Here is a 15,343-nt window from a genome sequence, read left to right as displayed (position 1 = left end):
ATGTTTTTAAAATTTTTTTTTACTTTAGGGTTATCAATAGATTGTTGTTGTTTTCTTTTAAATAGGTTTTTAAGTTTTTTATGTGGAAGGATAAGTCTTACTTTAATTTAAATCTATTTTCAATAGAAAGTGTTTCTTTTGGAAGGAGATTTGTTTCTATTTTTATCTTTTTGATTTTTGGCGATGCATCTTTTGTTTTAGATGCATGTTTCCTACTCATTCCTAAATCTAACAGTATGCTTCTAAAACCGATTTCATCTGGATCCCCGAGAATAGGGCTGCTCGGAAGGTCTACAATAATATTTGGTTCGATACCATTAAAATAATCAAACCAACCATCCGCATTTTTTAATAGAAAACTGCTGAGATATAGTGAATATCGATCAATATCAATTGGGAAAAAACCTACCGGTTTTCCGAAAGTTTTCTGCCCTACTGTTTTTACTTTGAAATAGGGTTTAAAAATACTGATTAATAATTCACTTGCTGAAGCAGTTGATCCTGATGTTATGAAATATATGTTTTCTATACTCTCTAATTTTCCTTGTTTACTAAAATGATAGGTATTTCCCTTTTCACTAAAATCAACGTCAGCCATCGTTGCCTGCCTTCCATTTATCTTCACGTAATTACCGTTAACATCTAGATAGGGCTGATATTTCAGTATTTTGGTATTTCCGGTACTTAGTATATCATTGAACTTTTCATAATACATTATTTTACCATGTAATTTGCTCGGTGCAATCAGGTTGGCGAGATATTCTGTAGTTTCTATATAACCTCCTCTATTGTAGCGCAAATCAAGGATGATCGTCGAAGGATGTCGTTCAGCGATATCAATGAATATATTGTCTAGATCCTTCTTTAGGATATCCAATTTAGGGAAAGATGATATCGCAAAATATACTACATCATTGCTGTAAGAAACTATTATATCATTATTTTTTATATTGGAAATCGTTTTCGTTTCAGCTCTGATATCGCGATTAAAATTCGTTTCCAAATAGCTATATCGAGGAATTCCAGCATATGAATATTCAAAAGGTAATTTGGTGTTCTCGTTAATCTTTAGCTGTGATATATCAAATAACTCCTTATTTAATGCATTTATTTCCGGTGATATATACGCATATTTCTCTCTGGGCGAGAAGGAGCCATAACTAGGGAGCGCATCGTTCCATAGGTAAATTTCCTTTGCATAAAGATACAATGAATCTATTGTTAGTTCAGTTCTCGATCCTGTTTTTGGAGAGATATTTTCGTCCTCTTTTTTATCCTTTTTACATGAGGAAATACCTATAAGAAAGGTTATTATTGTCAGATATATAAAACTGTTGCTCTTTAATTTGGGCCAATTGAAAATTTTCATAGGTCAAATATAAGATCTTAATATATTTCTTAAAAATTTTCATTGGAAGTAAATGTCGGCGGATTGGCCAGTTAGTATTGGTCGAATTATTTTAAAGAGTTTAGGTCATATAAATCGAGGATATGTCATTTTATAATAAACAGGAAAAGGGCGTCAATTGACGCCCTTTTCCTGTTTATATCTAAGTCTCTTATTAGTGACCTTGCGTGCCATCTACACCATGAGAATGTCCGTGAGACAATTCCTCTTCAGTAGCAGGACGTACAGTTAAGATTTCGATATCGAAATTCAACGTTTTACCAGCCATTGGGTGGTTTAAGTCTGCAATAACAATTTCTGGAGTTACTTCTGCAACTACAGCACGGAATTGGTTTCCTTGGTTATCTTGCAAAGGCAATACTTCACCTACTGGAGGTAAACCTGTTTCTTTGAACATATCTACTGGCAATTGCGCGAATGCTCTTTCGTCTTTTTCACCGTAAGCATCTTCTGGTGCCAATTCGAAAGAAATTTTGTCACCCACGTTTAAGTCAGCGATGTTTTCTTCAAATTTAGGCAACATCATACCTACACCATATAAGAAGTCTAGAGGTTGTTCTGCAGTTGTTTCTTCAACGAAAACTTTTTCACCGTTTTCTACTGTGTGAAGTCTGTACGTCAATGCTACGACGTCGTTTGCTTTTATAGCCATCTGATTTTGATTTTTGGGAGCCTGAGGCTACCGTTTATTAAATATAATTTATTAACGCTGTTATGGAATCTTGCGGAAGACTGCAAGTCTTATTTTTACAAAGATATGCTTTTGTTTCCTTTCCGATTCTGTTCTCTAACAATGGAAGATTTTCTTCCATGCCGCCGAGCACAATTTTGTTAGGGATATAATGTTGATCCAGTTCCTTGCGAAAAGCTAGTGCATCCTCACCCGTCAACGCGATCTCATTGATCCCATGTATCTCTTCTAGCAATAATATTGCCCAATTTGAATAGGCGGAACCATAAGTCTTGATTTGCGGAAATACATTAGCTAGTAATTGATCAGCTATTGCGGTATAATTTTCATTATCAAAAAGCAAACCTAAGCGCTTCAACTGACGCACCATTGTTGAGGAAGAGGAAGGGATCACATTGTCCATGATCTCACTTTTTCGAGCGATCAGTTCTTCGGCTTCGGCCGAAGTATAGTAAAATGTTTTTTGCTTCACATCATAAAATAATGCAATAGCCCTGTCTGCCAATTGCCGGGCAATGGTCAACCATTTTAGGTCAAATGTAGCTTCATAGAGGGCTATAAAGGCCTCTACTGTAAATGCATAGTCATCTAAAAACCCCGCTATTGCACGATTTTCATCTTTTGGTTGATGCAATAAATAATTGTTGTCCCGAATGAGTTCCGCACAAATAAACGCGGCATTATTTAGCGCGAGATCTAATAGATGCTTCGAGCCAAGGCTGCGGTAAGCGTCTATTAGTCCTTTCAATAAGAGGGCATTCCAGGTCGTCAATTGTTTATGATCGAGTCCCGGTCGAACACGTTGTTCGCGGTAATCAAAAAGTTTTTGCTTCGTAATTTTTAAAAAACCTGCCCATTCGTCAGCTGACATATTGACCTTTGTCGCTAACTGGTCTGCATTAATGGCGCAAATGGGGACATTTGTACGCTCTTCTTCCCAGTTGCCACCTTCGGTGATATTAAAATATTGAATGAACAACGCCGCGTCTTCACCCAGAATTTCGTCGAATTCAGCTTTTGAAAAAGAGTAGTATTTCCCTTCGATTCCTTCACTATCGGCGTCCAATGCGCTGTAAAAGCCATGATTGGGGGCAAGCATTTCACGCTCAATCCAGATAGCCGTTTCTTCGATTATTCTTTTATAGAATGGATCCTTATTTTGTTGATAAGCTTCGGCATAAAGCGAAAGTAGCTGGCCGTTGTCATACAGCATTTTTTCAAAATGAGGGATATGCCAATAGTGGTCTACTGAATAGCGGGCAAAACCACCACCAATCTGATCATAGATTCCTCCAGAACCAATTTTTTTCAGCGTAAAATGTACATGATCCAATATAGCTTGATCGCCAGTGAGTACAGCATATTTTAAAAAGAAAGACCAGTTGTTGGGGAGCGGAAATTTAGGAGCTCTTGTATAGCCGCCTTCTTTCTTATCGAAGGTTTCGCTCCAAGGGCCGATGATTTCTTCGAGATCTTTGGTTGTGTATTGTTCGGGAATGGGGTTGATGGGAAGTTTCTCTGCTCGTTGGATGCCACTGGTTAACTTATTGGCATAATCCAAAGCGACTTCAGGTTTCTCTTCCCACATTTGAGCAATTTGTAACAGGATATTCTGCCAATCGTGCGGTTTGAAATAGGTGCCGCCATAAATCGGACGGCCATCAGGTAGACATATACAGTTCAAAGGCCACCCGCCGGCATTGGTCATCAGTTGGACGGCGAGCATATAGACTTGATCAATATCTGGACGTTCTTCTCGGTCGATTTTGATGGACACGAAAAATTTGTTCATGGTCTGAGCAATAGCCGAATTTTCAAAACTTTCTCGTTCCATCACATGACACCAATGGCAGGCCGAATAACCTATGCTAACAATGATAAGTTTATTTTCGTCTTTCGCCTTTTTTAAGGCTTCGGCTCCCCATGGCATCCAATCCACTGGATTGTGTGCATGCTGCTTAAGATAAGGGGAGTTTTCAAACTGCAGTTGATTCGCCATAAGACGAAGGTAGTGAAAATGGAGGAAAGATTTTGTTGTAGCATAGCTTTCTGTTTCTTCGTTTAGGAAGAGATATTCAGAAAAAGAAATCTGATTGTTATTTAACGTGTTGTCTTGGAGAATGTCTTGTTTTCGCAAGAAAAGAACTTTATTTTTTCATTTCAATAAGAACAGGTTAATTTGATGAATTTCATTACTTTTACATGCGATTATTATTAGCTTTACCGAAGTCCTATGTCAAACGACGTTGACCTGCTCAAAAAGATAGTTCATAAAGATAGAGATGCTTTTGAAACTATTTATAAAGCCCATTTCCGTAAATTGTATACATTGTCTTTTCGGTACGTGAGAGATGAAGCGATCGCCGAAGAGTTGACAAACGATGTGTTTATGATGTTATGGGAAAATGCGGGCAAGCTAGCTATTAATCTATCACTCGGAGCTTATCTATCACGCAGTGTCATCAATCTCTCCCTTACTCACCTCAAAAAGAATCAACGTCTGCTGGATCGAAATAATGATTATATCAAGGATCTGGATCTGACGGACGATGAAGATCAAGCCGATTTCGCTGCGCTATACGAATCTAAACTGTTGATGATCGAAAGTATACTGGAGAGTCTACCTCCTCAGTGTCGAAAAATCGTTCTGATGAGTAAGTATGATAAGATGAAGCAGCAGGAAATTGCCGATCAATTGGGGATTTCCATCAAAACCGTTAAAAATCATTTGACCATTGCCTATGATAAAATTCGGGTCGCATTGGCCAAACAAAGAACATACCTGTTGCTCTTAATTGGCTTTTTATTTTTTTCATTAGGACTTTTTGTTCAGTTTATTATCTTATAGATATGGAAGAAAACAATACTTCAAGATTTATTCCTTATGATCTGATCCAGAAAGAATTGGATGGGGTTATTTCCGCAGAGGAAAGGCTGTTGCTTGAACGTTGGCTTTCTGAGGATCTGGAGAATCGTAAGCTATATGATGAAGTCAGCATGATATCCAGTGACCTTATAGTGTTGGAGCAGTATAAAAAAGTGGATGCCAATAATCAATGGGAAAGATTTAAACAACAGTTGGATAAAAAGACCACAGATAAAGAGGAACAAAAACTTACTCCTATAAAAACGATCTGGAACCCCTGGATGAAACTCGTTGCAGCGGCAGTGTTGTTATTGATTGGGTTTGCTAGCTACCTGAACTTCGATCGCTGGATGGGCTATGAGGTCAGATTATATGGGTCAGCTGCAGAGGAGCCTATTATATTGCCCGATAGTTCGGTCATGATACTACATGCTGGTGCTGAAGCTGTATTCAATAAGCGTACGTTCGACCAGAAACGTTTTGTAGAACTAAAAAAAGGAAAAGCATTTTTTGATGTGAAGCATGGGAGGACATCTCCCTTTGTGGTCGACCTGGCCAATAATTATGTACGCGATATAGGGACTGCCTTTGAAATCAATTTGATCGCCGAAGATGTAGAAGTCTTGGTGAAAGAGGGGGTTGTGGCCTTGAGTGGCGGAAAAGGACCTGCAGCAAAAGAACTGATTCTGCAAAAGAATGAAAAGGGATTTTTTAAACGTGAGACAGCATCTCTGTCAAAGATTGACCTTGGCCCTCTGGACAATGATCATAAAGTAGCGCAGAAACTTAGCTATTCAAATGAACGCTTAGATAATATCTGTTTGGATCTTGAAAAGCGTTTTCAATCGAATATCATTGTGGTCGGTGAGGAGCTGAAAGCACGGAAGCTGAGTATGTATTTCGATGGGCAATCGCTTAATGAAATTGTGCAGATTCTTTCCAAGACTTTAAATGTGAAATGGAAAGCGAGTAAAAAAGGGTATAGTATCTACGAATAGCGACCAGGGATTATTGATATGAAGGGTATTGTTCTGTATCGTTTTCTCCTTTTTTTCGGGCTGTTTATTTTGACTGGTTCGAAATCACTGGGTCAAAATAATCTAGCTGATATCCAAGTCTCCATTGACACCCAAAATAAAGAGATTATTCAGATTTTGACAGAGATTCATCGAAACTATGGTCTGTCAATGTCGTACGATGAGCAGATTTTCAATAAAAATATCATCTATGGCAGAAATTTCAATAAGTCCAGCCTGGAGGAAGTACTACATTATTTGCTGAGGGATTCTAGAATCGGTTTTACAATGATCAATCGGGCATTGATTTTCTATAAGGAAGATAAGGATTTTACCATTAAAGGACGTGTTGTTGATAGTTTAAGTGGGGAGAGTTTGATCGGTGCGACCTTAATGATCCCTGAGAAGAATAAAAGCAGCCTGAGCAATAAATATGGATTTTATTCACTTACGCTTCCGCAAGGAGATTACAGTTGTTTTGTTAGCTATTTGGGTTATAAGACCCGTGCGGTTCGATTGAACTCCCAACTGGAGGATGGCTACGTACTTATTAAGCTTGCACCTGCTGGTTTGAGCCTAAATGAGGTTGTGGTGGATATAGATTCTTCGTTGATAGTCCAATATACCGGTCATTTTACTGATAAAATCAACTGGCCTCGAGCGCGCAGAAATGCATTTTATAAAGGTGAGGCCGATATTATGAAGGTTTTACAAATGCAAAATGGTATCAACGGATTGACGGAAGGAGGAAGTAATTTATTTGTTCGCGGGAGTGGTAAGGATCAGAATTTGATTCTTCTTGATGAGGCGGTGGTCTATAATCCTTCGCATTTATTTGGTTTAACCTCTGTTTTTAATTCAGATATCTTAAAAAATACGCAAGTGTATAAAGATGCACTTCCTGCAAATTTAGGTGGACGTCTTTCCTCCATTATGGATATGAGCACGAGGGATGGTGATGCCAATAATTTCCATGTTTTTGGTGGAGCCAGTTTGCTTGTTACACGACTAGGAGCAGAGGGACCCTTTATTAAAAAAGGTAAAGGTGCCTTTATTGCTACTGCACGGACCAGTCTATCCAATGTATTGAATACGGATTATCGCCTGTTCAATGTAAAAGGTAACTACAGCGACTATAATATCAAATTGAACTATACACTTGACAATAGAAATCGTATCTATTTATCTGGGTATTATGGCCAGGATAAAGTTACCTCATCGAATAAAAATACAAATCGCTGGGGCAATTGGACCTCAACCTTACGTTGGAACCATGTGCATAGTTCGCGATTGTTTCTAAACCTCTCCGCGATATTCAGCGATTACCATAATAAGTTGGATATCAGTAAGCCGGAATCTCCGGATAATCAAATCTGGCTGACTCGAATACGTGATCTCAGTTTGAAATCGGATTTCACCTATTTTATGGCTTTAGACCGTACCTTGGATTTTGGACTTCAGGGGACACTGCATCGTTTTAAACCAGGGGAGATATCTCCTATAAATAGCAATAACGAAGATAATATCTTTAGGGCACAGGCCTATGATTATGCGGGTTATATTTCTTTCAACTGGAAAGTAGATTCTGCATTTCGCGTTATCATTGGGACCAGGGTAAATGCTTTCTTTAATACGTCTTTTGGACGTTATTATCTTCTTGGTACTGGGCAATCAAAACCATTGGCAAATGATGCTGAAAAAAAGAAATCGTATTATGGTTTGGAGCCTCGCCTCTCGCTACAATATAAATTGGGAGCAGATTATGCATTACGATTGGGTTATAGTCGGAGCTATCAATACTTGCAACTCTTGCAAAATGATGAGCTCGCATTTTCCTCTTTGGAGGCATGGGTACCCGCGGGGCCAAATATAAAACCGCAGTATGCGGATGTATTTTCTTTTCGTGTCAATAGATTAATGTATAAAGGCAATATTGGTTTGGAAGGCTATTGGAAGAAAATGGGAAATCAGGTTGAGTTGATTGACCATGCACAGCTCATTCTCAATCCTTTTATCGAAACGCAGTTGCGACAGGGAAATGGTCGGGCTTATGGATTGGAATTGTCCATCAACCAGCGCTTTGGAGATCTGTCGGCTAGTATGCTCTATAGTTGGTCGAGGTCTTTCCGCAAGATAAATGGGATCAACAAAGGGAAGGAATATGTAGCTAACTTTGATATCCCTCACGTGCTTAAGAGTAATTTGTCTTATGACTTGGGACGCAGTGTTCATTTTAGTGCTTTCTATACAATTCATACTGGAAGACCTTTAACTTATCCAATTGGATTTATGGAATACGAGGGGATCTACGTACCCGTTTATTCCAGCCGTAATTCTCAGCGTATGCCCACTTTTAGTCGATTGGATCTGAATTGCTCAGTAGATCTGGAAACTAGTCAACAGCGGCAACGGGGTACACGGCATACATTGAATTTTGGTTTATACAATGTTTTTAATCAGCGGAATCCGCTTTATTATAGTTTTTCGGAAGATAGTAATGGAAACTTAGCTATCAAAAAAAACTCGTTCTCTGGACGGGTACCATCAATCAGTTACGCAATGAGGTTTTAATATGAGAGTGTTTTTGATTTTTATCGCTTGTTGCCTGCTACTTTCTTGCAAGAAATCAGAGGTGGATACAGGACAGTCCTATGATATGATCGTCGAAGGTGGGATCAATACGATGTATAAAGAACAGTATATTCAATTGAAAAAATTAGATGGATTGCATTCAAATGGGATGGCTGTCGGGGTTACTGGTGCTACTGTGCAGATCGTTAACGGACCAAATACAATCGAATTCAAAGAATTGGGAGAAGGGCTCTATATGGGTGAGCTATTTAACTTGAAGGATACAGTCGGAAATATCTTTCAGTTACGGATAACATTGAACGGTAAGGTGTATGAAGCACAGGACCAATTGGTGCCAACTGTCCCTATTGAAAAGGCGTTTTTGCCAGTTGAAAAGAGAGGCATAAATAACAGTTGGGAAGTGAAGGTCAGCAAACATCTATTTGGTATGAAAACTTCCAATAAATGGTTGATTATACCTCAGAAAGATTTTTCAAATGAAGATATCTCTACCTTCCGGTTACCGTTTAGTTATAGCTATCGCTTAGGAGCCCCTAATGTACTCAATACATTGCTTGGACGTACCTATAATTACGAGATGTCAAAAAAGGATAGTCTGATGGTGTTTAAGCTTTCTGTGTCACCACGCTATGCACGATTCCTTTACAACCTCTTTCAAGAGACGGAATGGAAGGGCCTATTGTCTGCGGTTCCTGCAAATGTGGAAGGAAATGTTTCAGGTAATACGCTTGGCTTTTTCTATGTTATGGATGGAGTTTATAAGACGATCCCGATAAAAGATATTAGAAACAGCAAATAATTTTATATATACCCAATTTATCATTTTACAACAATGAAAACTGAACAATTTAGAGCGGTCAGGCTACTTATGCTTTTGTTTTTCTGCTTATGTTTGAGTGGATTTATCCAGGCAGGCAATCTTCCAAACTATGTAATACCACTTAAGGATAACACGAATAAACAGAAAACCATGCTGGTATTTATCACAGGGGATGGTGGCTATAATGATTTTAGCAAGAGTTTACTTGCTTATTTTACACAGGAGGGATATCCCCGGCTGGTGATTGATGCTAAAAAATATTTTTGGAAGAGGAAAGATCCACAGGAAGCTGGGCGGGATTTTGAACGGTATATTGATCATTTCAAAAAGGAATGGAATTGCGATCAGATCTACATTATCGGTCATTCATTTTCAGCGGGTGTGTTACCTTTTGTCCTCAGTAACTTTTCAGATCCTTTAAAAAAAACGATCAGACATGTGACTTTTTTATCACCAGATCAGTATGCGAGTTTTGAGGTAACAATTTCGACCATGCTCAACTGGAAGCAGAAAGCAAATGGCTATGATGTGCTCGCTGAAATTATGAAACTAAAGCAATTTCCGGCTACTTATGTGTTTTGTCGTGAGGGAGAGGAAGATCTTGTGAAAATGTACCGAAATGCGGGACTAAAAGTCGATGTATTGGCCGGACCACATAACTACAATCGCGATTTTAAAACAATATACAATACCATTCGATTAAGATAAGATTCTTATTAGGACTTTTTTAGATAAACCTTGTCATCTTACTGAATTTAGATGCAAGGTTTTTTTATGCGATATCGTTTTTTATTGATTTTAGTGTTCTTTACTTCTCGAATATTTGGACAAGGAGCTTCACTGACAGGTATTGTCCTGGACGCTACAACCGAAAAACCAATCCAAGGTGTAACAGTAAAGCTTTCCAATACCACAAAATCTGTTGGTACAAACAAAGAGGGACAGTTTTCAATGTCTTCTATGCCCGATAACTGGACGTTGATATTCAGCGCCGTGGGTTACAAAAAACAGCTATTCCCGATGAGTGTTGCACAAGGAAAGAAAGTGCTTATCATCCGATTGGAAGATGAGCAACAAAGCTTGGATGAGGTTGTCGTACTTGCACCCAAGAGAAAAAAATACTCAAATAAACATAATCCAACGGTGGATTTGATCCGTAAAGTGATCGAAAGGCGCGATGAAAATAATGCTTTGAATGCAGCCATTGGCAACTACCGAGAATACGAGAAGCTTTCTATGTCGCTCGCTATCCAGAATCAAAAAGTAGATAAATCCCGTTTATTGAAACGTTTTGGTTTTTTAAAACAGGGTATGGATACTTTGAAATATCCTGGTAGATCATTGGTGCCGATATTTATGGACGAAAAAATCGGACAGCGCCAATTGGATAAGGCCAAGGGAAATACGTTTGTATTATTGGGGGAGAACCAATCACGTGTAGACCAATATCTGGATGAAGATGGTATTGATGAATACCTGGATAAGATCTACGGCGAAACAAATATCTATGATACGGATGTGTCAATAGGAAATAGACGCTTTTTAAGCCCCATTGCCACACTGGGGCCGTCCTTTTATAAATATTATCTGGTGGATACTTTAAAAGAGAAAAAGCCATGGCACGTTAAAATTAGGGTGGAGCCACGAAATAAGGAAGATGCGTTGTTTTCGGGATATATCTATATTCGGTTGGATGGTACCTATGCCTTGGACCAGGCTGAACTATCGATCAATGAAGCTACGAACATCAATTGGGTGCGGGGTCTGAATATTGAGTTAAATTATACGGAAAATAAAGCGCACCGTTTTTTTCTCAGTAGAGGTGTGCTTCGGATAGATCTAGGGATTTTCAAGGATGGTATGGGATTGTTTGGTGAGAAAGTAACCACTCGCTCTGTGCAGGATTCTCTACAACTAGCATTGAATGTAAAAGGTGTAACCGGTCGGGGGACTGAGAACCCCAATGCTGTCAATTGGGAACAGGCAAGGCCTGAAAAGTTAAGTAAGCTGGAACAGCAGGCTTTTACGAATATTGACAGTTTAAAACAATCCAGGTCTTTTAAAAACCTGATGGCTTTAGGATCTTTTATCATGTCGGGCTACTATGGTCGTGGTGTGATTGAGATTGGATCTGTTCCTTCATTTTACAGTTTTAATCCAATAGAGGGTAGCCGGTTTAAGTTTGGGGGCAATACAACTGATGCATTTAGTAAAACCTTGCTATTGGAAGGGTATGCAGCATACGGTACCAGAGATAGGCAATGGAAATATAATCTGGGTGCAACCTATTCTTTTAATAAGCAATCCGTGTACAAGTTTCCGGTTAAGCTGCTCAGTGTAAAAGTGAATAAAGAAGTTCAGGTACCGGGGCAGGATCTTAATTTTATTGACAATGATAATTTTCTGCTTTCTTTTAGACGGGGCGAAAATGATAAGATGTTTTATCTGCAACGGAGACAGGTGGAATACTTTCAGGAATTTGAAAACCATCTTTCGTTTAAACTGGGTTTCTTCAATCAGATTTTAAGTCCTGCGGGGATTCTCAAGTTTGACCATAGCGCATTCAGACGGAGTCATGACAACGAGTTGTGGACCTCAGCTTTTACGGGAGAGCTGCGTTGGGCTCCTGAGGAAAAACTTTATCAGGGAAAACGCTATAGACGTATCATTAATACAGGGAAACCTGTTTTTACATTGGCGGCACAGATAGGTGTGAAGGGCATTTTGGGCGGAGATTACAATTATCAACGTTTTATCTTTAACGCAAATAAGCGATTTTACGCATCACAGTTTGGTTTTACAGATGCTGTGTTCGAGTCTGGGGTGCAGTTTGGCAAGGTTCCCTATCCGCTCATGATTATCCATCGTGCAAACCAGACCTATTCCTATCAGTTGAATTCGTATAATTTGATGAATTCGATGGAATTTATGAGTGATAAATATACATCGCTGTTGCTACAGCACTCTTTCAACGGTTTTTTTCTGAATAAGATTCCACTCCTTAAGAAGTTGGACCTTCGTGAAATCGCTTCAGTAAAAGTGCTTTATGGCAGAGTGGATGCATCCAATCGCTATACCAAAAACTTTGATACAACTCCTAAGCATCCCAGCGAACCGCAGTTATTTTCACTCAATCGTGGGGCTTATGTGGAAGGTAGCGTGGGGCTGAGTAATATCTTCAAGATCCTGCGTGTAGATCTGGTTCGTCGTTTTACCTATCTGGACAATCCGGGGGTATCGCCCTGGGGTGTACGGGCGAAAATTGGTGTCGATTTTTAAATAGAAAAAAATGTATTGGGACTATTTACAAGAAATGGTGTCATTACATAAATAGCAGTAAGAAACAACAGTAGCGCAGTAGCATGATGAAGAACAAAATGTTGATCTGGAAATCCTTTCTGGGACTATTAATGATCTTTGGAGCCTTATACTTTTTTGCCAATCAACGGCAGGAACTTGCCTCTTCTTTACAGCTTATCCAATCGAGTTCCCTATTTTGGATCGCAGTAGGTATTGTGATTTCTTTAGCCTATATCGCTATGCAGGGGTTGGTTTACGTCTATAGTTTCAAATCTTTGCGACAAAAACTTTCACTTGGTGGGGCTACTCGCTTGTTTCTGAAAAGAAACTTTATTAGTGTATTCTTACCTGCAGGTGGATTTACTTCCTTAGCATTTTTCAAGAGGGAGGTTAATCAAGAAGGGATCTCTGATTCGAGTACCAATCTTGCCTCAGTGATTTATGCAGTTATTAGCTTGGTTTCTCTCTTTATACTTTGCCTCGTAGTTTTTCTTTTTATAGGAATCGCTGGGCTCAACTTGCAATTGGTTGGGATAATGCTCGCTTTTACGGCGTTGTTGGTTGCCTTTGGATGGTATTGCCGCTCATTTTATCAGCAGGGGCAAGCATTTCATTTAACTGTACGCTATTTTCCTTCGGTAGCGACAATCTGGGAAGAACTCAGGGAAAATGGTGTAGACTTTAAAGCTGTTTTTCAAAGTTTACTCTGGGCAACAGCGATTGAATTTGTGGGTATATTGCATATATACATTGCTATGCTTGCGCTCGGTTTTGACACTTCCTTGTTGGCTTGTACTGTGACCTATGCTGTGGGAACATTGGTTTATTGTTTTTCTCCACTGATGAAGGGTGTAGGGCTAATTGAAGTTTCCATGGTCGTAGTTTTGTGCAGCTTTGGGTACACCGAAGAGCAGGCTATTTCAATCTCATTGTTATACCGTCTATTTGAGTTTTGGGGGCCGCTTGCATTGGGTGGAATGAGCTTCTTCGTTAATAAAAACAATATTTTCGTGCGGATACTTCCTTCGGTTTTTATCTTCGCGATGGGTATCATCAATATTATTTCGGTGTTAACGCCCGCAATTCATAGCCGGATTGCGGTGCTCAAACAGTTTATATCCTATGATGCGCTCAACTTTTCCAATGCCGCAGTACTGTTTTTTGGCATTTTGCTGGTTATGTGCTCGGGATTTTTACTAAAAGGCCTTCGTACGGCCTGGTACGTTGCGGTTGCATTGTGTTCACTTTCCATTGTTGCTAATCTATCCAAAGGACTTGATTTTGAAGAAGCTTGGTTTGCCTTTCTGGTATTGCTAATGTTGCTTTATTCATCGCGACATTATTTTGTACAGAGCAACCGTAAGCTGACGATGCCTAATCTAGGTTTGGTTTTATGGCCTATTGGCGTTGTGTTGCTCTATGGGATCATCGGATTTTACTTCCTTAACGCCAGGCATTTCAATATGGATTTTACGATCGTAAATGCAGTAGCTAGTACATTACACAGTTTTGTACTATTGAATGGAGATGTAGCCGAACCGCAGACTGCTATCGGGCAATATTTTTTGTATTCTATTAACTTTTTCAGTGTAGTTAGTCTTTCCGCATTATTTTATTGGCTGGTCAATCCCTGTCAGGCAGCTGTAGTGGAGGTGGAAGGAAAAATAGAACTTGCTCAAAAGTTGCTTGAACGTTATGGTAAATCTCCCGTAGACTATTTTAAGACCTATGGTGACAAAGAAATTTTTCTGAATGATGAAGAAACTGGGTTTATAGCCTACAAAAAATGTTATGGTTTTGCCATTGTCCTGGAGGGACCAGTCTGTGAGGATAGAGAGTCTGTGATAAAAGAACTGATTAATTCCTTTGAGCGGTACTGTCGTCGATCGAGTTTAAAAACAGCATACTATCGTGTTGATGGGAAATACTTAGGAATTTTCAAACAGCTAGGGAAGAAATCATTTTTAATCGGCGAGGAAGCTATTGTAAATGTAGACAGCTTTTCATTGGAAGGCAAGAAACGAAAGTCATTGCGGAATGCGGTAAATAGTATTGAAAAGAAGGGATTTGTATCCAATTTATATCGCGCTCCTTTGTCAAATGGCTTACTTCAGAAATTGCAGGTTGTTTCAGACCATTGGTTGAGGGATATGAAACGTTCGGAGCGTGTTTTCTCACAGGGAATGTTTGATCTTGGAAAGATTAAAAATAGCCACGTAATTACATTGGAAGACAACGAAGGTCGGATTTTGGCATTTCTGAATATCATTCCCAACTATGCTCCAGATGAAGCGACTTATGATCTGATACGCAAATTGCAGGATGCCCCTGGAGGGAATATGGATGTGTTAATTATCCGTTTTTTGGAGTATTGCAAAGAAGAAGGCTATTCGTATTTGAATATGGGGTTGGCTCCTTTCTCTGGATTCGACAAGAAGAAAGGGCTTGTGGAACGTCTTATCAACTTCTTATATGAGAATAATACATACTTCCGTCAACCCAAAGGTTTGAGGGAATTTAAAGAAAAATTCGATCCCTGTTGGGTGGAGAAGTTTGTGGTTTATTCACATGATCTGGATTTGATAACAGTGCCTTTAGTGATTGATAAGGCTATGAAATCAACTGCCGTGAAGTGATAAGACGATCAATT

General features: G+C 39.2%; 10 protein-coding genes. 7 read left to right on the top strand and 3 right to left on the bottom strand.

From position 1 onward, the window contains the following. Positions 1 to 97: 97 nt before the first annotated feature. The 3 genes from ABFX33_RS20930 to ABFX33_RS20920 all read right to left on the bottom strand — a co-directional run bounded on the left by ABFX33_RS20930 (position 98) and on the right by ABFX33_RS20920 (position 4,098). Positions 98 to 1,369 (bottom strand): S41 family peptidase, encoded by a 1,272-nt coding sequence (locus tag ABFX33_RS20930; protein WP_346088020.1) that lies wholly within the window; start codon positions 1,367 to 1,369, stop codon positions 98 to 100. Positions 1,370 to 1,562: 193 nt separating this feature from the next. Next, positions 1,563 to 2,060: an FKBP-type peptidyl-prolyl cis-trans isomerase gene (locus ABFX33_RS20925; RefSeq protein WP_077438840.1), complete on the bottom strand. Its 498-nt coding sequence runs from the start codon at positions 2,058 to 2,060 to the stop codon at positions 1,563 to 1,565. A 37-nt stretch (positions 2,061 to 2,097) separates the two neighbouring features. Next, positions 2,098 to 4,098: a thioredoxin domain-containing protein gene (locus ABFX33_RS20920; protein ID WP_346088605.1), complete on the bottom strand. Its 2,001-nt coding sequence runs from the start codon at positions 4,096 to 4,098 to the stop codon at positions 2,098 to 2,100. 234 nt (positions 4,099 to 4,332) lie between these two features. On the opposite strand from ABFX33_RS20920, the gene ABFX33_RS20915 reads away from it, so the two are divergent. The 7 genes from ABFX33_RS20915 to ABFX33_RS20885 all read left to right on the top strand — a co-directional run bounded on the left by ABFX33_RS20915 (position 4,333) and on the right by ABFX33_RS20885 (position 15,329). Then, positions 4,333 to 4,947: an RNA polymerase sigma factor gene (locus ABFX33_RS20915; protein WP_223582039.1), complete on the top strand. Its 615-nt coding sequence runs from the start codon at positions 4,333 to 4,335 to the stop codon at positions 4,945 to 4,947. 2 nt (positions 4,948 to 4,949) lie between these two features. Then, positions 4,950 to 5,963, top strand: a complete 1,014-nt coding sequence (locus ABFX33_RS20910) for a FecR family protein (RefSeq protein WP_346088019.1) — start codon at positions 4,950 to 4,952, stop codon at positions 5,961 to 5,963. Between the two features lie 18 nt (positions 5,964 to 5,981). Then, complete coding sequence (locus tag ABFX33_RS20905) at positions 5,982 to 8,552, top strand: TonB-dependent receptor (protein WP_346088017.1); 2,571 nt, start codon at positions 5,982 to 5,984, stop codon at positions 8,550 to 8,552. Between the two features lies 1 nt (position 8,553). Beyond that, positions 8,554 to 9,372 carry a DUF4249 family protein gene (locus ABFX33_RS20900; protein ID WP_120260102.1) on the top strand — a complete coding sequence of 273 codons (819 nt, stop codon included), beginning with the start codon at positions 8,554 to 8,556 and terminating at the stop codon, positions 9,370 to 9,372. A 33-nt stretch (positions 9,373 to 9,405) separates the two neighbouring features. Beyond that, positions 9,406 to 10,101 carry an AcvB/VirJ family lysyl-phosphatidylglycerol hydrolase gene (locus ABFX33_RS20895; protein WP_346088016.1) on the top strand — a complete coding sequence of 232 codons (696 nt, stop codon included), beginning with the start codon at positions 9,406 to 9,408 and terminating at the stop codon, positions 10,099 to 10,101. Positions 10,102 to 10,152: 51 nt separating this feature from the next. Then, positions 10,153 to 12,672, top strand: coding sequence for a DUF5686 and carboxypeptidase-like regulatory domain-containing protein (locus ABFX33_RS20890; protein ID WP_346088014.1), 2,520 nt, complete (start codon positions 10,153 to 10,155; stop codon positions 12,670 to 12,672). An 83-nt stretch (positions 12,673 to 12,755) separates the two neighbouring features. Next, on the top strand, positions 12,756 to 15,329 hold the full coding sequence (locus ABFX33_RS20885) for a phosphatidylglycerol lysyltransferase domain-containing protein (protein ID WP_346088013.1): 2,574 nt from the start codon (positions 12,756 to 12,758) through the stop codon (positions 15,327 to 15,329). Positions 15,330 to 15,343: the final 14 nt, after the last annotated feature.

Source organism: Sphingobacterium ginsenosidimutans (assembly GCF_039536865.1).
Classification (GTDB): Bacteria; Bacteroidota; Bacteroidia; order Sphingobacteriales; family Sphingobacteriaceae; genus Sphingobacterium; species Sphingobacterium detergens.
Note: the sequence above shows the minus strand (reverse complement) of the source record. Positions and strands in the feature narration are given on the sequence as shown.

Excerpts from the sequence above, each read along its gene's own strand:
- ABFX33_RS20925 (WP_077438840.1), bottom strand. The coding sequence starts at position 2,060 with ATGGCTATAAAAGCAAACGACGTCGTAGCATTGACGTACAGACTTCAC.
- ABFX33_RS20930 (WP_346088020.1), bottom strand. The coding sequence starts at position 1,369 with ATGAAAATTTTCAATTGGCCCAAATTAAAGAGCAACAGTTTTATATAT.
- ABFX33_RS20890 (WP_346088014.1), top strand. The coding sequence starts at position 10,153 with ATGCAAGGTTTTTTTATGCGATATCGTTTTTTATTGATTTTAGTGTTC.
- ABFX33_RS20885 (WP_346088013.1), top strand. The coding sequence starts at position 12,756 with ATGATGAAGAACAAAATGTTGATCTGGAAATCCTTTCTGGGACTATTA.
- ABFX33_RS20900 (WP_120260102.1), top strand. The coding sequence starts at position 8,554 with ATGAGAGTGTTTTTGATTTTTATCGCTTGTTGCCTGCTACTTTCTTGC.
- ABFX33_RS20920 (WP_346088605.1), bottom strand. The coding sequence starts at position 4,098 with ATGGCGAATCAACTGCAGTTTGAAAACTCCCCTTATCTTAAGCAGCAT.
- ABFX33_RS20905 (WP_346088017.1), top strand. The coding sequence starts at position 5,982 with ATGAAGGGTATTGTTCTGTATCGTTTTCTCCTTTTTTTCGGGCTGTTT.
- ABFX33_RS20895 (WP_346088016.1), top strand. The coding sequence starts at position 9,406 with ATGAAAACTGAACAATTTAGAGCGGTCAGGCTACTTATGCTTTTGTTT.
- ABFX33_RS20915 (WP_223582039.1), top strand. The coding sequence starts at position 4,333 with ATGTCAAACGACGTTGACCTGCTCAAAAAGATAGTTCATAAAGATAGA.
- ABFX33_RS20910 (WP_346088019.1), top strand. The coding sequence starts at position 4,950 with ATGGAAGAAAACAATACTTCAAGATTTATTCCTTATGATCTGATCCAG.